Source organism: Haloferax sp. S1W (assembly GCF_044593955.1).
Classification (GTDB): Archaea; Halobacteriota; Halobacteria; order Halobacteriales; family Haloferacaceae; genus Haloferax.
On the sequence record NZ_CP172596.1, the window covers coordinates 306348 to 324232 of the forward strand.

At 59.9% G+C, this 17885-nt stretch carries 18 protein-coding genes and 1 pseudogene; 14 read left to right on the forward strand and 5 right to left on the reverse strand.

What is annotated here, in order from left to right:
- Position 1: 1 nt before the first annotated feature.
- From ACH9L7_RS17525 to ACH9L7_RS17540, 4 genes are all read left to right on the forward strand, one after another.
- The gene (locus ACH9L7_RS17525; protein ID WP_396613427.1) at positions 2-478 is read left to right on the forward strand and encodes a universal stress protein; all 477 of its coding nucleotides are present in this window, start codon (positions 2-4) and stop codon (positions 476-478) included.
- A gap of 56 nt (positions 479-534) precedes the next feature.
- A complete protein-coding gene (locus tag ACH9L7_RS17530) occupies positions 535-750 on the forward strand; it encodes a hypothetical protein (protein WP_396613428.1) in 216 nt (71 codons plus the stop codon).
- Positions 751-1126: 376 nt separating this feature from the next.
- Positions 1127-2593, forward strand: coding sequence for an ATP-binding protein (locus ACH9L7_RS17535; protein WP_396613429.1), 1467 nt, complete (start codon positions 1127-1129; stop codon positions 2591-2593).
- Positions 2594-2700: 107 nt separating this feature from the next.
- Positions 2701-3609, forward strand: a complete 909-nt coding sequence (locus tag ACH9L7_RS17540) for an ABC transporter substrate-binding protein (RefSeq protein WP_396613430.1) — start codon at positions 2701-2703, stop codon at positions 3607-3609.
- Between the two features lie 32 nt (positions 3610-3641).
- Here ACH9L7_RS17540 and ACH9L7_RS17545 read toward each other — a convergent pair whose 3' ends face one another.
- Positions 3642-5177 (reverse strand): sodium:proline symporter, encoded by a 1536-nt coding sequence (locus ACH9L7_RS17545; RefSeq protein WP_396613431.1) that lies wholly within the window; start codon positions 5175-5177, stop codon positions 3642-3644.
- 37 nt (positions 5178-5214) lie between these two features.
- Positions 5215-5880: a thiaminase II gene (tenA, locus tag ACH9L7_RS17550; protein WP_396613432.1), complete on the reverse strand. Its 666-nt coding sequence runs from the start codon at positions 5878-5880 to the stop codon at positions 5215-5217.
- Between the two features lie 249 nt (positions 5881-6129).
- Here tenA and ACH9L7_RS17555 point away from each other — a divergent pair, with 249 nt between their 5' ends.
- The 3 genes from ACH9L7_RS17555 (at position 6130) to ACH9L7_RS17565 (ending at position 8990) form a co-directional block, all read left to right on the forward strand.
- On the forward strand, positions 6130-7155 hold the full coding sequence (locus tag ACH9L7_RS17555) for a methyl-accepting chemotaxis protein (RefSeq protein ID WP_396613433.1): 1026 nt from the start codon (positions 6130-6132) through the stop codon (positions 7153-7155).
- On the forward strand, positions 7156-7599 hold the full coding sequence (locus ACH9L7_RS17560; protein ID WP_396613434.1) for a chemotaxis protein CheW: 444 nt from the start codon (positions 7156-7158) through the stop codon (positions 7597-7599).
- Between the two features lie 80 nt (positions 7600-7679).
- Positions 7680-8990 (forward strand): MFS transporter, encoded by a 1311-nt coding sequence (locus tag ACH9L7_RS17565; RefSeq protein WP_396613435.1) that lies wholly within the window; start codon positions 7680-7682, stop codon positions 8988-8990.
- Between the two features lie 6 nt (positions 8991-8996).
- On the opposite strand, the gene ACH9L7_RS17570 is transcribed toward ACH9L7_RS17565, so the two are convergent.
- Complete coding sequence (locus ACH9L7_RS17570) at positions 8997-9578, reverse strand: FxLYD domain-containing protein (protein ID WP_396613436.1); 582 nt, start codon at positions 9576-9578, stop codon at positions 8997-8999.
- A 626-nt stretch (positions 9579-10204) separates the two neighbouring features.
- On the opposite strand from ACH9L7_RS17570, the gene ACH9L7_RS17575 reads away from it, so the two are divergent.
- Together ACH9L7_RS17575 and ACH9L7_RS17580 are read left to right on the forward strand one after the other, a co-directional pair.
- Positions 10205-11278: a glycosyltransferase family 2 protein gene (locus ACH9L7_RS17575; protein ID WP_396613437.1), complete on the forward strand. Its 1074-nt coding sequence runs from the start codon at positions 10205-10207 to the stop codon at positions 11276-11278.
- Between the two features lie 158 nt (positions 11279-11436).
- Positions 11437-12072: an NADPH-dependent F420 reductase gene (locus ACH9L7_RS17580; protein ID WP_396613438.1), complete on the forward strand. Its 636-nt coding sequence runs from the start codon at positions 11437-11439 to the stop codon at positions 12070-12072.
- Here the strand turns inward: ACH9L7_RS17580 and ACH9L7_RS17585 are convergent.
- Positions 12051-12176 (reverse strand): hypothetical protein, encoded by a 126-nt coding sequence (locus ACH9L7_RS17585; RefSeq protein WP_396613439.1) that lies wholly within the window; start codon positions 12174-12176, stop codon positions 12051-12053. The genes ACH9L7_RS17580 and ACH9L7_RS17585 overlap by 22 nt on opposite strands.
- A 389-nt stretch (positions 12177-12565) precedes the next feature.
- Here ACH9L7_RS17585 and ACH9L7_RS17590 point away from each other — a divergent pair, with 389 nt between their 5' ends.
- From ACH9L7_RS17590 to ACH9L7_RS17600, 3 genes and pseudogenes are all read left to right on the forward strand, one after another.
- On the forward strand, positions 12566-12862 hold the full coding sequence (locus tag ACH9L7_RS17590; protein WP_396613440.1) for a HalOD1 output domain-containing protein: 297 nt from the start codon (positions 12566-12568) through the stop codon (positions 12860-12862).
- A 130-nt stretch (positions 12863-12992) separates the two neighbouring features.
- Positions 12993-14316: pseudogene (glmM, locus tag ACH9L7_RS17595) on the forward strand (phosphoglucosamine mutase).
- A gap of 151 nt (positions 14317-14467) precedes the next feature.
- Positions 14468-15076, forward strand: coding sequence for a nitrous oxide reductase accessory protein NosL (locus ACH9L7_RS17600; protein WP_396613441.1), 609 nt, complete (start codon positions 14468-14470; stop codon positions 15074-15076).
- A 352-nt stretch (positions 15077-15428) separates the two neighbouring features.
- Here the strand turns inward: ACH9L7_RS17600 and ACH9L7_RS17605 are convergent, their stop codons facing one another.
- Positions 15429-15707, reverse strand: coding sequence for a helix-turn-helix transcriptional regulator (locus tag ACH9L7_RS17605; protein ID WP_396613442.1), 279 nt, complete (start codon positions 15705-15707; stop codon positions 15429-15431).
- Positions 15708-16048: 341 nt separating this feature from the next.
- Here ACH9L7_RS17605 and ACH9L7_RS17610 point away from each other — a divergent pair, with 341 nt between their 5' ends.
- Together ACH9L7_RS17610 and ACH9L7_RS17615 are read left to right on the forward strand one after the other, a co-directional pair.
- Positions 16049-16582 (forward strand): transcriptional regulator, encoded by a 534-nt coding sequence (locus tag ACH9L7_RS17610; protein WP_396613443.1) that lies wholly within the window; start codon positions 16049-16051, stop codon positions 16580-16582.
- Between the two features lie 475 nt (positions 16583-17057).
- Positions 17058-17699 (forward strand): hypothetical protein, encoded by a 642-nt coding sequence (locus tag ACH9L7_RS17615; RefSeq protein ID WP_396613444.1) that lies wholly within the window; start codon positions 17058-17060, stop codon positions 17697-17699.
- Positions 17700-17885: the final 186 nt, after the last annotated feature.

Sequence of the window (17885 nt, forward strand, 5' to 3'; positions counted from 1 at the left end):
AATGTACGACCACATCCTCGTTCCAACCGACGGGAGCACGACCGCAGAATCGGCTGTCGACCAGGCGGTCGACCTCGCATCGAAGTACGACGCCGTGGTTCACGCGCTGTACGTCATCGACGTGGACGCCACCAGCTACTCGCTGGGGACCGAACAGGTCGACCGACTCCGACAGGGCCACCTCGACGAGATGCCGGAGGTGAAGGCGGACGCCGACGAGGCGACTGGATACGTCGCTGATGCGGCTGCCAAACACGGCCTCACGGTCGAAGAACACGTCACTGCCGGGGAACCGGCGCGTGCAATCCGGAAGTTCGTCGAGGACAACGACATCGACCTCGTGGTGATGGGCTCGCACGGCCGCTCCGGTCTCTCACGGGTCGTTCTCGGGAGTGTCACCGAAAAGGTGCTCCGCCGGACGCGACTCCCCGTCCTCGTCGTCGACGTGCACGGCGAACAGAAGGCAGAGGTGCAGTAACACCCCACTCTCACGATGATTTCACACCCCACGCGACCGGCCCGAGGTGCAGACCGATGAGTCTCACAGAGACGATTCGAACACACGTCGTCGACAACCGCTCGGAGATGGTGACGGACCTGCTTTTCGCCCTCGCGTGGGTGACTGCCGTGTCGATTCTGTTCGACGTGGTGGACGGTCCACAGTGGGCGTACTATCTCTGTCTCGCTGCGGGCGTCCTCGCCCACTACGGTTTCTTCACGTCCGTCGACGCCGCGCGAGCGCACGACTAACCAGTCGTTTCCCCTGCCCTATTCCCACCTCTCCCCCAAACGCCTCCTCCTATTTTCCCACCTTGGCGTGCAACGTTTTCGCCTCCGTGAATTGTGCCCGAATGATTAGGTAGAATACGGCACGCTGCGACCACGGTGTATGGCGCTTATCGAGGTTGGTACTGTCTCGGTTCTCACATCACCAACCAGAGACGGATGGCCGACCCGAGGGAGACTCGTATCGTCTCCGGACGCGGGTTCGTTCTATTCCCACCGTCGTACCATGGTCGGTAGGTTCAATTAGGTGATTTTCGTGCGATACGATATGAGTCGTCGTTCGTCGTCGTCTTCTGGGGTACCCGATTCCAGTGGGGAGATTCGATGTGACGGTTCCGGTATGCCCCCTGGCCAAGAGCGTACGCTCCCGCCGCGGATGTTCAAGGAGGCGGTGGATAACGCGGGCCACGCAATCGTCTTCACGCGTCTGGATGGAACTATCGAGTACGTCAACCCCGCGTTCGAGGAGACGACCGGTTACGAGGCTGACGAAGTCATCGGCAAGGACACGAGCATTCTCCAATCCGGTATCCACGACGCCGACTTCTACAGCGAACTCTGGGAGGCCATCAGCGAGGGCCAAGTGTGGGAAGGAGTGATTCACAACAAGCGCAAGAACGGCGAACCGTACATCATCGAACAGACGATTTCCCCGATTCAACAGGACGGGACCACTGTCGGATACGTCGCCGTCAACAACGAAATTACGGACATGTGGAAGCGGGAGCGAAAAATCGAGGCGCTCCACGAGGCGACGCGAGAACTCCTTCGGTCCAAAAGCTTCGAGGACGTTGCGACGGGCGTCGGCGCCGCCACCGACGCCATCCTCGACTTCCCGATAAACGTCGTCAGACTCCGAGACGGCGACCGATTAGAGCCGGTTCACGTGGACGAACAGACCCGCTCGTTACTGGGTGACCGGCCGGTGTACCACTTCGACGAGAGCCCCGTCGGTGAGGTGTTTCGCGAGGGTGACCCCCGAATCTACGACGATGTGCAGCAACTCGACGACGACTACGACCGCGGCCCGGTTCACTCCTGGTTGTACGTCCCCATCGGTTCCTACGGCGTCATCAGCGTCGGCCAGACAGAACCCGGTTCGTTCACCGAAACTGATGTCAGACTCGTCGAAATTCTGGCGACCAACGCCGAGACGGTGCTTCGAAGCCTCGAACACGAACAGGAACTACAACGGGAGAACGAACGCCTTGAACGGTTCGCGAAGGCCGTTTCCCACGACCTTCGAAACCCGTTGAACGTCGCCGAAGGGACGCTCGAACAGATGCGTGAGTTCACAGAGCAACTCGACCGGATGACCAGAGCGCACCAGCGCATGGAAGAGGTCATCGAGGGCGTCCTCACGCTCGCGCGGCAGGGCCAGCGCGTCGAGGAAACAGAAGCCATCGACATGTCGGAGTTGGCGTCGGACTGCTGGTCACACGTGAGCACGCCGGGTGCAGCCCTCGCCATCGAGTCGAACGAGGAGTTCGTCGTCGAAGCCGACGACACCCGCTGTAAGCACCTTTTCGAGAACCTCTTTCGAAACGCCATCACCCACGGGAACGCGACGACGGTGACAGTTGGGCCGCTCGAAGATGGCTTCTACGTCGAAGACGACGGAACCGGTATCCCGGCCGACAAGCGCGACGACGTGTTCGACACCGGATACACGACGGCCACGTACGGGACCGGTCTCGGCCTCTCGATAGTCAAAGAAATCTCGGATGCACACGGCTGGGAGGCGTCACTGACAGAGAGTGACGAGGGCGGCGCGCGGTTCGAATTCCGTCGAAGCCGGACGTACTAATTCGGGTCTACGCCTCCTGAGTCGTCCGGTCAGAGTGTTCTAGAAACCAAAACATATTCGTTCGACTGAATTATTAGATATTTATCTATTGAAGCGAACACTCCTGTATGCGTGTCGTCTCCCTCGTTCCCTCTGCGACCGAATTACTGGCTGCTCTCGATTTCGACCCGGTTGGTGTCTCTCATAGCTGTGACTTTCCGCCACGAGTTGCGGAGCTTCCGACCCTCACGAGTACGGCCATCGACCACGAGAACCGGTCGAGCCGTGAAATAGACGAACAGGTATCGTCGATAGACGGTGCGGTCTACGACCTCGACACACACCGCCTCTCCGAACTGGACCCGGACCTCGTGGTCACACAGTCGACGTGTGATATCTGTGCGGTCGATTCGTCGGCCGCGGTCGAAGCCGTTCGCAACAGCAGTCTCGACGCCACGATACTCGCGCTCGACCCACACACGCTTGACGACGTGTTGACCGCCCTGCTGCGGGTCGGAAAGGCAGTCGGAAAGACGATGGAGGCGACCGCGCTCCGATTCCAGATTCACGAACGAATCAATAGAGTCCAATCGAGCGTCGTCGACCGCGACCGTCCACGGACCGCCGTGTTGGACTGGACTGACCCGCTCATCCTGAGCGGCCATTGGGTTCGCGACCTGATTGAACTCGCTGGCGGCGACAACTCGTTCCAACCCGACGGCCGGTCGACGCGGACGCAGTGGGATGCGCTCGTCGAGTACGACCCCGAGCGACTCGTCGTCGCGCCGTGCGGGTTCTCACGCGACCGGGCAGTCGATGCGGTTTCTGAACTCGCGGTCCGCGACGGCTGGAACGACCTCACGGCGGTTCGGGAGGGCCACGTCTACGCCGTCGATGGCAACGCGCTGTTCAACCGCCCCAGTCTCCGACTCGTCGACTCGCTCGAACTCCTCGCGGGGTGTATCCACCCCGACACCGAATTCGATGTGAACGAATCGTGGGTCGAGCAGGTTTCACAGCAGGTACAGACTCCCTGAAAATCCGCGTTTTCGTCTCTTTTCTCGATTCGTTAGTCAGACTGGACTGGAGTGTGGTCGGATGCCGTCTCGTCCAGTCGCCGGACCTTCTGTGTGAGGCCGCCGAGGTCGAACTCGGTGGTCGAGAGCCGCGCCGCGCCGACTGCCACCACTGCCGAGACGACGAACGCGCCAGCGAACGACGTGAGATACAGTGGGTCGGCGGCGGGCAGCAGGTCGCCAATCAGGGGAAGCCCCGTCGTAACCGACCGGAAGTCCGGGAAGTATGCGATGCCGACGCCGAGACCGGCGAGACTGCTCACGAGCGCGCCGGCCCCGGTGAGGCGCGCGGAGTACAGTCCGTACACGAGCGGGAACGCGACGGCGGCCCCGAGGAGGTCGGCGAGGAAGAACAGTCGAAGCACACTCTGCGCTCGCAGGCTCACGAAGACGGCGGCGAGCGCGACGATGACGGTGAAGACACGCGCACCGAGCGTGAGTCGTCGGTCGCTGGCGTCGGAAACCATCCGTGCGAGGTCCACGGTCACGAGGCACGACAGCGCGTTGAACAGCGTGTCGACCGAACTCATCACGAGTAACAGCGCCACCAACACGACGGCGAGGACGACCCACGAGGGGACCGCGGATTCGAGGAGGACGAAGAAGGCGACATCCGCGTTGTAGTTCGCGCTCGTCACGTCGGTGACGATGTTGGCGTGTCCGACGGCGACGACGCCGACCAGTGCGGCGACGAAGACGACAGCACCGTTTGCGAACACCGCGTTCCGGAAGCCGCGAGAGACCGTCTCGCTCGTCTTTCCGGCGTAGATACGCTGCCACCACGTCTGATTCACCAACTCCGCGCCGAGGATGGCGAACGCGAGCGCGAGACCGAACTGGAGTCCCGGCACGAATCCGGGGTCGAGGAGCGTCGGGTTGGTCGCGGCGACGCCCTCGTAGACGGGGCCGACGCCGCCGAGAGAGACGAGGACGCCTACGAGGGCGACGATGAGCAGTGGGAAGACGACGAGCGCCTGTACCGTGTCGGTGAAGATGCTCGCTCTGAGTCCGCCGTAGGTCGTATACAGGAGGACGGCCCCGCCGACCAGAACCGCGGTCTGCCAGTGCGGGACACCGGCGACGAACGCGAGCGCGCCCGCGATGCCTGTCAACTCGGCGGCGACGAAGATGAACATGTAGAGTGCGCTGATGACGAGCACGAACGCGTACATGGCATCACCGTACCGTGCGTGGGCGTACTCGGTCAGCGAGTGGCCATTGGGAATCAACTGTCGAATCCGCGGGCCGAGTTTCGCGTAGACGGCCATCGGGACCGCCTCACCGATTGCGTAGCCGATGACGGCCGCGATGCCGAATCCGGCCCCGGCCTCCGGCGCGGAAAAGAGAATCCAGACGCCCATCACGGACGCGACGAGAGTGGCGGTCGTCCGCCTCTCGCCCGCCGAGTTGCGCGCGGAGACGAGGTCTTCGACCGATGCGACACGCCCTCGCGAGTACCAGATTCCGAGTCCGGCGAACACGACGAGGGTGACGATTGTGAGTCCGAGCGCGAGGTCGGTGCTGACCACTACCACCCACCCCCATTGCGTGCAACTTCTTCGGCGGTCATAGCGGCCACCCCGTCTGATTCCACGCGGCGTCCCAGAACAGGTACTCGTAGCGAGCGGAGGTCCGGAACAGTTCGCGGTAGCGTTCGCGGGTCTCTTCGCTAGCGTCTTCGGCCACGTCGTCCATGAGCGACTTACACCACTCCGTGAGTTCGGTGAACTCGTCGCTTGCGTACATGTCTATCCACGCGGCGTACTGCTCGTGGTCGGGTTTCCCATCCGCCGCGAGTCGCTTCCCCGTTTCGTTGAACCCCCACATGCACGGGAGGAGTGCGGCGATGGTATCGCCGAAGGTGCCGTGAGAGGCGGTCCGAACGAGGAAGTCGGTGTAGCCCTGCGTCGTCGGCGACGGCGCGGTGGCTTCGAGTTCAGCCTCGCTGATTCCGAACTCAGCGGCGTACGACCGGTGGAGGTCCATCTCCTCGTTGACGGTCGCATCGAGCAGGTCGGCGAACGTTCCCATCGACGCCAGCGTCGGTGCCTTCGCGGCCCCGAGCGCGAAGACGCGACTATACTCGATGAGATAGACGTAATCCTGACGAACCCAGTACCTGAAGGGTTCTTCGTCGAGTGTTCCCGCCCCGAGACGTTCGACCATCGGATGGTCGACCATGGCCGCCCAATACTCGTCGGCCTCGCCTCGGAGGTCGTCCGTGAATGCCATGTCTTCAACTCTCTTTGAGAATTTAGAAAAGGGTTATGATTGGGTAGTATAATCCAGTTATCTCATCTTGTGTCCTCATACAGGCGTTATATCGGTTCTAACGCCGCTGGAAAACCGGACAGATTGGCCGGGATGTGACTATCTATAAAAGATATAGTTGTCTCTGAGGCTCTCTATACGACGAATCCAAATATCTCGCGTGATAATGTTACCAAATGCTTATCACCTGCTGTAGTATAGTATTGCCATATGACGAGTGAGCGAGATTTTGAGGGGAGAGACGGTCTGCGGCCCGAATTCGACGGCGGAACCGTCGCTGGCGAGACGCTCGGTGCGGGAGCGACTGATGCTGACGACGTTCTCGACGACGTAGACGACACAGACGACGCGACGGCCGAGATAAACGCGGCTATCGGGGAACTTGCTGAGGCATCGGAAGATATCGCTATCAGCGCACAGGAGATTAGCGACCTCGCGGACGACCAGTCGACGAACATGGACGAGGTGGCGGGCGAGGTGTCGAACCTGAGCGCGAGCGTCGAGGAGATTGCCTCCAGCGCCGAACAGACCAAGTCGATGAGCGACAAGGCGCGCGACATCGCTTCCGAGGGGCGAGCGTCCGCCGACAACGCGGCCGATGCGATGGAGTCGGTCGACGTGGTGACCACTGAGGTGTACGAGGAAATCGTCGACCTCCGACAGAAGGTCGACCAGATCGACGCGGTGGTTGAAGTCATCAACGAGATTGCCGACCAGACGAACCTGCTGGCTCTTAACGCCTCTATCGAGGCAGCGCGCGCCGGTGACGCCGGATCGGGGTTCGCCGTCGTTGCCGACGAGGTGAAGAGCCTCGCCGAGCAGTCGCGCGACAGCGTCTCTGAAATCGAAGCCATGGTCGACGATATTCAGGATTCGACCTCGACGACAGTCACCAACATCGCCGAGGCGAACGACGAGGTCAACGAGGGTATCTCGGAGGTTTCCGACGCCGTGTCGGCGCTCCGGAGTATCGACGCGGCGGTCGAAGAGGCCGCCGCGGGTGCCGAGGAGGTCGCCCGGGCGACAGACCAGCAGGCGGCGAGTACAGAAGAGGTCGCAAGCATCGTCGACGAGACCGCCCGCGGTGCGAAGCAGGTCGCTGGCGAGATATCCGACATCGCCGCGGCGACCGAAGAACAGACCTCGAAGGCATCCGAGATTCGACTTCTCGCGGACCACATCGACGACGAGGTCGAAGACCCCGAAACCGCCGCAGAAGACGGTGGTGGTGCCTAAATGGCGACCAGCGACGCGACCGAAGCGACTCCCGACGAACCAGTACAGGTCCTCGAATTCGAACTCGGCGACGAGCGATACTGCGTCGAACTCGATTCCGTCGCCGAGATTATCGACCGCCAGTCCGTCCGACCGTTGCCCGACACACCGCCGCACGTCGTCGGTGCGATGGACTACCGCGGTGTGACGACCACCGTGGTGGATACGGCCAGTCTCCTCGGCGTGGGTTCGAACCCGGACGCGCCGCGCGTCGTCGTCTTCGACGAGGGCGACGAAGACTCGAAAGTGTACGGCTGGCTCGTCGATGAAGTAGACCGCGTGGCCACTATCGACCCCGAAACCGTCGACGACGCCCCCTTCGGTGGCGACTACACTCGCGGTATCGTCAGACAGGACGAAGGGCTCGTCGTCTGGGTCACGCCGCCGAACACCACCGACGAGTAAGCCCTCGACGCGACGGATTCTCGTCGCTCAGTCTTTCGATTCCCCTACCTTCATTCTGCGGTCGGCCGTGGACTACGTCGATGGCAACACGCCGAGACACCGTCGATGCGTTCGACTCCTTCCGGCAGTTCGTCGGACTCGAACGCGACGTACTCGTCCTCTCGCTCGCGATGCTCGCGTTCAGCCTGTCGTTTCAGATGACCGGCCGGTACATCCCCGAATACCTTCGCGTGCTCGGCGCGGGCGCGACTGTCGTTGGGCTGTACGGCAGTGTTGGGAACCTCATCGGTGCGCTCTACCCCTATCCCGGTGGCGCGCTCTCGGACCGTCTCGGTTCGCGTCTCTCTTTGACCCTGTTTGGAACCCTCTCGTCGGCTGGCTTTCTGTTCTGGTTCGTCGCGCCGACGGTTCCACCGGTGACGCTCGCGGGCGTCTCGCTCGAACCGTGGCTATGGATTTTTGTCGGGCTCTTTCTCACGCAGGCGTGGAAGTCGTTCGGCCTCGGCGCGACGTTCGCAATCGTCAAGCAGAGCGTCTCGACGGACAAACTGGCGATGGGATTCGCCAGCACCGAAATCTTCCGCCGAATCGGGTTCCTCCTCGGCCCGCTCATCGCGGCGGTCCTGTTGGCAGCCACGGCGTCGTTCGTCGTCGGCTTCCAGTACGTGCTCCTCGTCGCGGCGGCGTTCGGAATCGTCGCTACCGTCGCACAGCACGTCCTCTACGACGCGGGCGAGGATTCCATCGGGAAGTCGTTCGAAGGCCTCGCACAACTCCGTGCGGACGTTCGGTCACTCCCGGCGACGCTTCGTCCGCTCCTCGTCGCCGACACGCTCGTCCGGTTCGCCAACGGGATGGTGTACGTCTTCTTCGTCATCGTCGTCACCGACTTTCTCGCCGTCGGGTTCACCGGCTTCGGGGTGTCGCTTCGGCCCGACGCGTTCTTCGGTATCCTCCTCGGCGTCGAGATGGTTATCGCCATCCTGACGAAACTTCCCGTCTCGAAACTCGCCGAACGAACTGGGCTCAAACCCGTCGTCGGACTGGGGTTCACCATCTACGCGGTCTTTCCGATTCTCCTCATCCTCGCGCCATCGAATCAGTGGGTCCTCGTCGCGCTCTTTGCGTTCTCCGGGCTTCGGTTCGCCGGGCTTCCGGCACACAAGGCGCTCATCGTCGGCCCCGCGGAGCGGAATTCGGGCGGGCGGGTGACTGGAACGTACTATCTCGTCAGAAACACAGTCGTCATTCCGAGCGCTGCGCTCGGCGGGTGGCTCTATGCGACCGACCCGACGCTCGCGTTCGGGGTTGCATCGCTCGTCGGACTCGTCGGTGTCGGGTATTTCGCCGTGCGCGGTGAAGAATTCGAGGCGTACGCTGGCGGTGTCTAACCACGCTTACGCGGGGTTGACCAGCGAGATTTCGAAGTAGTACATCTGGCTGATGTCGCCTTCGAACGCGAGGTGAATGAGGGCCTTTTCGCCAGCGGGGATGTTGTTGCTTACGTCCTTGTCGCTTCCGACTACCTCGCCGTCGGCGTCGTACACCGTGCCGACGACGCTCAGCCGACCGATGGAGGCGGTCGAGGTGACGGAGAGACCGACCTTGTACGCGCCGGTATCGTCGTCGACCTTCGCGTAGTTCTGCCACGCATCGGCGGATTCGTAGTCCGTCGAAACGATGACGCCCGGAATGTCTCCCTTCAGCAGGAGCGTTCCGACGACTTCCGGGTCGTCCTCGTCGCGCGTGAACGTGATGCGGTCTTCGAGGGATTCGGTCGTGTCTTCGGGGGTCGGCTCGGGTGTGGGTTCAGGCGTCGACTCGGGCGTCTGCTCCGCGTCCGAGTCGTCGGACCCCGTCTTATCTTTCTTCTCGTCGGACCCGCCTGAGCTACCGCCACTTTGGGTGTTTCCGTCGTTGTTCGAGTCGTCTGGACCTTCGAGGAGTCCGGTCCCCAAACACCCCGAGAGTGCAACCATGCCAACTCCGATTCCGCCAAGGAATCTGCGTCTGTTGTGCATGGAATATGTATCGTGATACGATTAGTAAATTATGAATGTCGTAATTTCAAGAATGTTTTTTCTCAGTGGTTTTTCGTGGCTGTTAGTCAATTCATTACGATATGACGTTACCGTGGTTCCGAATGTAGACGGTTTTTCCCGTGGGATGTGGTTTCCATGGAACTACTGGTGTCACGGCGCTCGTACCGTGGGACGACCAACGCGTGCAGCGCGCGAGCTACGACGGATACGTTGACTGATTTCCGTAGTGTATGTATATGTTTGTGAATTGACGATGGTGGTAATATACCAAAATCAAAAATATAATATAAATACATAATTATTGTAACAAATATAAAATTTATATTATAAAATACATGGATATAAGACGGACTCAGATTCCGGATATTCGGGGAATTCTGAAGGTATAGGTCTTCTTGTGGCGTAATAAAAATTCACGTAAATTGGAATAATGTTGGGTGTTGCCGCTTAACAAAGATGGCTCTCACAAAAGGTCCGGTTGAGGATATCTATGAGTATCGACATACACTTCCTATCGATACGAGGCTTTGGGCAGCTCATCGGCGTCACAGGAGGTGTCACTCGTGTACCTCGGTAAGACGGTCGCGGTCGTCGTGCCGGGCTACAACGAAGAGCGATTCGTGGGTGAGGTCATCGCCACACTCCCGGAAATTGTCGACCGAGCGTACGTCGTCGACGATTACTCAGACGACGGTACGTGGCACGTAATCCGCGAGCACGCCGACCGGGCAAACGCGGCACGTGCGGCTCCGTCAGATACTGCTGCCGATGACCGAACGCCGAATCCGCCTGGAACTGTCGGAGACGACTTGCTCTCTTCGGCCGAGACTCTCTCTGATGGTGGTTCCTCCGCTGGCACCTTCGTGGTCCCAATCCGCCACAAAGCGAACCTCGGCAGGGGCGCGGCGGTCAAGACCGGGTATCGAGCAGCGCTCGACGACGGCTTCGACATCATCGCAGTCATGGACGCCGACGGACAGATGGACCCTGCAAAACTCGAAGATATTATTGCCCCCGTCGCGCGCGGCGAGGCAGTCTACGCGGTCGGAAATCGACTCTCTAACCCCTCCTCGTGGGCCGGGATGCCTCTCCACCGTCTGTTTGGAAACGTCCTTCTCACGCTTTTGACCTGCATCGCCAGCGGCTATTGGCACATCCGCGACCCACAGAACGGGTATACCGCAATCGACTCCGAGGCTCTCGCTGTCGTTTCGATTGACTCTCTGTACGACGACTACGGATTCCTCAACGACTTGCTCGTCCGGTTGAGCGTGGCCGACCTCCCGGTCGTCAACGTGCCGATGCGGGCCCGCTACGGCGACGAAGAGAGCGGAATCGATTACCGGTCGTTCATCCCGAAGCTCTCGACACTCCTGCTCAAAGGCTTTCTTTGGCGCCTCTGGCGAAAGTACGTCCCAACCGGGCATCCTGTCGTCGTCTCGTACGTTGCGGGTGCAATCGTCGCTTTCCTTGGACTCCTCGGCGTGCTGCGCTCACTCGTTCGGCTCTCGACTCCCTCTAGTCGGTCGCTTCAGCGGACGATGGTGGGTATCCTCGGATTAGTGTTCGCGATGGTCCTCGATTGGCGTGAGTCGCACCGTCGTGGGATCCGCGGTTCGACGCGGCGGCGCGACTGACCGATTCCGGCGTCTATTCTCTGGACTGGTGCGGTTCGCTCGCTCGTCGGAGGTCTCGCTCGTCCTTCAGGGGGCCTCACTCTACGCTCCGCTGGCTCTTGCCCGGCGGGCACTCGCACCCACCCAAGATTCAATGCCTTTAACGTCAATTGTCGTTCATGAACATTGGAATTCTCGGCGCAGGAAAGGTGGGTGCAACGGCGGCACAACTGTTCGTCGAAGTCGGCCACGACGTGGCGATTGCCAATCGGAGCGGGCCGTCGTCGATGGACGACCTCGCGGAGAATCTGCCGCGACTCGAACCCGTAACACCGGAGCGTGCGGTCGAGTTCGGTGAGGTCGTCCTGCTTGCCATTCCGTTCCGAGAGCGGGAGTCGCTCCCGGATGCCGAGTTATTCGAGGGCCGAATCGTCATCGACGCGATGAACCCCTACACCGAAGACTTCCACGTGATGGACCTCGGCAACGACACCTCCTCAGAACTCGTCGCCGAGCAACTGCCGGGTGCGCGCGTCGTCAAGGCCTTCAACACGATGTACTGGGAGACGCTTCGTGACCGAGGTCACTCGGAACTCCCCGAAGAAGAGCGGTTCGCCGTCTTCGTGGCCGGTGACGACCCCGAAGCGAAAGCGATTGCCTCCGACCTGATCCGAGATATCGGATTCGGCCCCGTCGACACCGGGAGTCTCGCCGAGGGCGGCGCACTCCAGGAACCGGGGTCGGTGTTCTATCACCGGGAGATTTCGACGGCCGAGGCTCGGGAGAAGGCCCGTCAGTTGTCTGCTTCGCGGTAGCCCATCTCGACCCATTCACCGTTGGCCGTTCGACCGGTGAGTTGCGGGCAGTAGCCGGGTCCCACCGGCAGACAAACATCGGCTTCGGTCGAGCGCGTCTGCATCTTCGAGTGCACTCCCGGCGAACCCACCGATAGCGGCCGACCCGACCGATGTTGATCGCTTCTCAAACTGGCGTCACGAGGCGGTGCCAACGTATGGTTCGGTTGAGAATCACTTCGAACGCGTTCCCGAGGCCTGTAGTGGCCGAATACGAACTTGTGACGTTCTCCGAACATATTATGATTCATTATAGATGTTCTCGAACACGCGAACTATTGTCGACCACCCAAAGAGATTATTTCGGGCTCTTCTGCTCTCTCAGTCCGTAACTCCATATTCACAAATCCGTGATTCTCACGAATCACAACTGTTCACAAATTGCACGGTTTTAAGAACCACCACGGTAGAGCAATCACTGTCTCTCAGCATGATGGCACAGACGGAACAATGGATGCAATCTAACGTAGAGTTCGACTCGGCGACGGGACTCTATCGAATCGGTCGAGACCATGGTGAGCCACTCAGTACGAATATCGTGTTGAGTGTTGCAGCGATTGAGGGCGTTCGCCCGACTGAACTCCCACCACTCGCACATACGCTAGACCCCGACGCCTTGGATCAACTCTTTCACAGAACAGAAAACGCGGCGATTTCCTTTTCTTATGCCGGTTACCACGTTTCGATTCACGACGCGGAGCGAATCGAAATCACGTCCGTTGACGAGACACGGGCCTTGACTCGGAACTGACCTCCGACTCCGAGAACTCGCTGTCGTCACTTGCTTACTGGTCGTCTGTTTGCGGGTAGGAGACGCCTGAACTGCACCGTGTGTCAGTAGGCGACACATACCAAAACAACCCTGTGTCATCTGTTACGGCATGTTCGGAACGAGTGGCATCCGGGGTCCTGTCGGCCGAACCGTCACTGCAGACCTCGCCCTCCGAATCGGTCGTGCAGTCGGTTGTGACGCTCGGACTGTCGTCGTCGGTCGGGATGCCCGTCTCAGTGGAGGCGTCCTCGCCGACGCGGTGAGCGTGGGACTTCGCGAATCGGGTGCCGATGTCGTCAGACTCGGCGTCGTCTCTACGCCCACAGTCGCGCGCGCGGTCGGGTGGACGGGTGCCGATGCCGGTATCACAGTGACGGGGTCTCACAATCCGGCCGCCGACAACGGACTGAAACTGTGGACACCTGACGGGAGTGCCTTCGACCGGGCACAGACCCGAGAAATCGTCCATCGCCTCAACCGCGGCGACATCGAGCGCGCCGAGTGGAACGAGTTTGGCCACGAGCGCACGTGGTCAGACGCGAGTGCACAGCACGTCGACCATCTCGTCTCGTCGTTCGACTCGTTCGACGACCTTTCGGTCGCGTTCGACCTCGGGAACGGCACGGGCCGCGTTTCGGTCGAGGCGCTCTACGAACTCGGAGCGACCGTCAACACCCTCGACGGGCAACGCGACGGTCGCTTCCCCGCCCGAAAGAGCGAACCGACCGACGAGGCACTCTCCGCCCTCAGGCGAACCGTTCCGGCGCTCGAAGCCGATATCGGATTGGCCCACGACGGCGACGCCGACAGACTCGTCGCAGTAGACGAGGCGGGAGCGTACGTCGCTGGCGACTCCCTTCTCCCTGTTCGCCCGAAACGCGGTCGAACCGGGCGACGCCGTCGCGGTCCCCGTGGATACCAGTCTGCTCGTTCAGGATACCGTCGAAGAGGCGGGCGGGTGCATCTCGTACACGCCAGTCGGTGACGTATACGTCGCCGAAGCGGTGTCGGACCCGGGATTCTCGTTCGGTGGCGAACCCTCTGGTGCGTGGATTTGGCCCGACGAGACGCTGGCACCCGATGCCCACTACGCTGCTTTGAAACTCGCAACGCTCGTCGCCCGCGCCGGACCGCTCTCGGAGCAAGTCGCCTCGCTCGGCGAAACGGCGTACACGACGCGACGAACGAGCATCGTCACCGAGAACAACGACCGAGCGATGGACCGTATCGCCCGAGAATTGTATGCCACGTACGACCAGATTGATGCGACAGACGGTCTCAGGGTCGATACGGACGACGGGTGGTTCCTCGTCCGCGCCAGCGGCACCGAACCGCTGATTCGCATCACCGCCGAGGCCCGCGACCCAGACACTGCTGACGAACTCCTCGACGACGTTCGGTCCCTCGCTGAAGGCGTGCGAGTCACCGCATAAGCGACTCTCGCCGAACCTGTGGCGATGTTTTTGCGAACCTACGACGCTGTTTTCGTACGGGCTCGACGAGCGACAGTGTGATTTTCGAATCCCGCACCCATACCTCGAGTTTTAAATACTATGTGGGACCGAGTCCTGCGTAGACGAGTCGATGGCCCCCAACCACACACCGGACTCTCGGACGAACCACCCACTCACTCGACGAACAGTGACGAAGGCCGCCTCCCTCGGCGTCGTTGCTGCTCTCGCAGGGTGTCTCAGCGGCGACGAGTCGGCGACGAAACCGGAGCCAATCGACCTCTCCGGCGGGAAGCAAGACGACCAGGGTGGGATGGTCATCGGCGTTCACGCCGGACCGAATGGCCAGATATTCTACCGCGACAACTCACCGGAGGGCCACGACAACCCGGCGTGGTTCCATACCCTGAGCATGGGGTTGTTCCCCTACTACTTCGACCACAAGCGACAGGGATGGGAAGCAGTCGCAATCTACGTCACCGATTACTCCACTGTCGAGTACGAACTCCGAACTGACGAGGGAACGACGTTCATCTCGACGCACACCGATGCCGACACCTTCGGCGACGCCGAGAAGATGACCTACGTCGTCGATAGCGAGGTTCACGGTGGGATGGGCCCCGACCTCATTCCGTTCTCCAACGGCGACGATGCGAGTTCGTTCGTCAAGGAACACGGTGGAACCACTGTCGGGTTCGACGACATCACCCGGGAGTGGATAACCGGCTACCTCAAGCGGTGAACACACGTCGGCAGTGCGAAGCAGACCGGGTGGTCCGCCGGTGAACACCACCTTGTCCGGAGTAGACGCGGTCTCTGAATACTGTACCGCCTACACATGGTGGGACTGTGGTTCGCTCCGCTGTTCGATTGGTGTCTACAGAAATTCGGGACAGCACGTCTCGGGTCGGGTCACGGGAAACCGTAGAGTCCTCGCACCCAGTAAATCGAGTGGCGATTTGTGAAACTCCGTCCCTCTTTCACCACGGGTCAATTGTGAGACTCAGTTACCGAAACTCAGCATGTTCGGTCCCGGCGGATGCGCGACGCCGCAGAATGCTCTCAGCCGGTCGGCGCTTGGCACCGAAGCGTGCTTATACGTCGAGGTCGACGTGCTGGTTCTCCCACCCTCGGCGCTTGCGAATTGCCGTTTTTCCGTCCTCCGATATCTCGTAGAAGTTCGTTCGACGGTCGTGTTGCCCTTTGTTGACGTATCCGTGTTCGACGAGCGCGTCGAGGTTCGGGTAGAGCCTGCCGTGATTCACTTCGCCGACGTCCTTACTGATTATCTCTTTAATCTCTTGTCCGGACGGCCGTTCCGTTCCGGCGATGACGTACAGGAGGTCGCGCTGAAAGCCGGTGAGTTCGAACATGTAGTCTCGAACGTAAATATTGCTGCCATTGGGTATTGTTAGCCACTGCTATACTTCCAGTTTGTAGGTATTATCGCTGGAACTAACGATTTTTCAGGTTTGCATTCACGAACCCTTTCATATCTCTCAAATTCAAATAAACATACTTACTATTCGGATAAATTGTGGTCGCTGACCGTCCCCCGTATAGCGAATTTCCTGTGAACATGAGATTAACTTTGTACGTTCATCGGTCCACAAACCCGGGGAAACGTCATGATAACAAAGGCCATCTGCCTCGTAGAAAGGGTACGACCGGAGACTGTCCTCTCGTGTAAACGCGGGGACGCCCGCACACGACGATGACAGAGTTATCCAAAGACGAGTTGTTCCGAATCCTGAGCAACTCGCGACGACGACAAATTATTTATTTCCTTCATCGGAAAGGGGACGCCCTCTCCCTGAAGGAACTCGCCGCGATGGTCGCTGCACGGGAAAACGGCACTGCAGTCGATGAGGTGACCGACGAGGAACGACAGCGCGTGTATATCTCTCTGTACCAGACGCACCTGCCAAAGCTCGAGTCTGCGGAGTTGATTCACTACGACGACGAAGCGCGCACCGTCGAACTCGTCTCCGACGTCGCCCAGCGCGGATTCTTCTGGATGCAGTCTGACTCGACTCGCCCGTGGAGCATCTACTACGCGGCCGTGGGTATCCTCGGGTGGGTGCTCATTTTGGGGTTGTGGCTCGGTATCCCGGGGTTCGTGCTCCTCTCGTGGTCGGCAATCGCCGTGCTCGTCTCGACGGCGCTGCTTGGGCTAGTGCTGGTTCAGTACCTCGTCGAAGGCCGGACGGACGCCGCGGACGACGCGTTCGAGATGCTGATAGAATGAGGGCAAACGAAATGATTCTGAATTGACCAATTGAACTGTCATTTGTTGACATTGGTCATTCTTGGTCGTTCTCAGAGTCTGGAAATCTATTCGCGGTTCGTCTCGCCCTGAAGTAGTCGAAAAAATAGGTAGTCTGTGCGTATCTACTACGATTACTCGTTCTAATTCGTGGACTGAAGCCCTTTCATGGAAGTCACTCATTAACATAATTTTCCAAGAATGTCTGTCTATCTATGGATTGTTCCAGGATATAAAGTTGCAGAATTTGCAGTTTTAATGGGTGGACAAATCAGTGCGTGAGACTGTCAGACAAGTATTTACCCCTGTTTAACCTATTATCTCGTTGACCCTCTGGTGTCAGGGCGTGCCTGGTGGGGCCGCCTTGGTGTCGTGCCACAGTGGTAGTCGAAAGTCGGTTTCGGCTCCACGCGGTCGTGGATGCGGCAAGCTACTCGCTAGTGGGGGGAGGAAGACAATGGCTACAGATTCACTGCAACCAACAACTGACGCGGTCAACCAGACAGACATAGAACACCTAGGTGAAGCAACCGGGGGGCAAAGTCCCGTTTCCGAGCAGTCACAACCAGAACTCCTCTCGAAGGATGTCGTCTTCGAGATTCTCAAGAACCAGCGTCGACGCGACGCACTCAGGTATCTCAAGGAGAACGATGGTGAAGCAAAACTCGGCGACATGGCTGAGTTCATCGCCGCCAAGGAGAACGAAATCGACATCGCAGCACTCTCGTCGAGCCAACGCAAGCGTGTGTACATCGGTCTCTACCAGTGTCACCTGCCGAAGATGGATTCGGCCGGAATCGTCGACTTCGACAAGAACCGAGGCGACATCACGATACTCGAGACTGCGTCGCAACTCGACCAGTTCTTGGATGGAGATATCATTTCGATGCCCGAGTCGGGAACGGCAACGGCCGACGCGCACTCCGGGGCGAAGCGCAACCTCTCTATCGCCGCCGGTGTGGCCGCTGCCGTCTCGGCAGGGTTACTCGGTGTACCGGGTCTCGAACAAGTTCCAGCAGCGGGATGGGCTGTCGTGAGTACTGCGACCCTTATGGCGATCACTGCGATGGAGTCGTACAAGGAACGACTTCCAGTGTAAGTAGCGCCGTACCGTCAACCGTTCACGATTTTCTCAGCATCTGTATACAGACCGATTAGGGACCTCAATACCGTTGAGCGTCCCGAATTCGACCGCTTCGGCCCAAAAAACTAGCTTCGCCTCCCGTCTTAATACTCGTTTGCGAGTATGTAACACAGTTTATAACAATCCTCGTCGGTCGCCCCA

Bases quoted from the DNA above. Each gene is read 5' to 3' on its own strand.
- ACH9L7_RS17565 (WP_396613435.1), top strand. From the start codon at position 7,680: ATGGCAACACGCCGAGACACCGTCGATGCGTTCGACTCCTTCCGGCAG.
- ACH9L7_RS17605 (WP_396613442.1), bottom strand. From the start codon at position 15,707: ATGTTCGAACTCACCGGCTTTCAGCGCGACCTCCTGTACGTCATCGCC.
- ACH9L7_RS17610 (WP_396613443.1), top strand. From the start codon at position 16,049: ATGACAGAGTTATCCAAAGACGAGTTGTTCCGAATCCTGAGCAACTCG.
- ACH9L7_RS17600 (WP_396613441.1), top strand. From the start codon at position 14,468: ATGGCCCCCAACCACACACCGGACTCTCGGACGAACCACCCACTCACT.
- ACH9L7_RS17535 (WP_396613429.1), top strand. From the start codon at position 1,127: ATGCCCCCTGGCCAAGAGCGTACGCTCCCGCCGCGGATGTTCAAGGAG.
- ACH9L7_RS17580 (WP_396613438.1), top strand. From the start codon at position 11,437: ATGAACATTGGAATTCTCGGCGCAGGAAAGGTGGGTGCAACGGCGGCA.
- ACH9L7_RS17560 (WP_396613434.1), top strand. From the start codon at position 7,156: ATGGCGACCAGCGACGCGACCGAAGCGACTCCCGACGAACCAGTACAG.
- ACH9L7_RS17615 (WP_396613444.1), top strand. From the start codon at position 17,058: ATGGCTACAGATTCACTGCAACCAACAACTGACGCGGTCAACCAGACA.
- tenA (WP_396613432.1), bottom strand. From the start codon at position 5,880: ATGGCATTCACGGACGACCTCCGAGGCGAGGCCGACGAGTATTGGGCG.
- ACH9L7_RS17570 (WP_396613436.1), bottom strand. From the start codon at position 9,578: ATGGTTGCACTCTCGGGGTGTTTGGGGACCGGACTCCTCGAAGGTCCA.
- ACH9L7_RS17530 (WP_396613428.1), top strand. From the start codon at position 535: ATGAGTCTCACAGAGACGATTCGAACACACGTCGTCGACAACCGCTCG.
- ACH9L7_RS17525 (WP_396613427.1), top strand. From the start codon at position 2: ATGTACGACCACATCCTCGTTCCAACCGACGGGAGCACGACCGCAGAA.
- ACH9L7_RS17590 (WP_396613440.1), top strand. From the start codon at position 12,566: ATGCAATCTAACGTAGAGTTCGACTCGGCGACGGGACTCTATCGAATC.
- ACH9L7_RS17540 (WP_396613430.1), top strand. From the start codon at position 2,701: ATGCGTGTCGTCTCCCTCGTTCCCTCTGCGACCGAATTACTGGCTGCT.
- ACH9L7_RS17585 (WP_396613439.1), bottom strand. From the start codon at position 12,176: ATGCAGACGCGCTCGACCGAAGCCGATGTTTGTCTGCCGGTGGGACCC.
- ACH9L7_RS17555 (WP_396613433.1), top strand. From the start codon at position 6,130: ATGACGAGTGAGCGAGATTTTGAGGGGAGAGACGGTCTGCGGCCCGAA.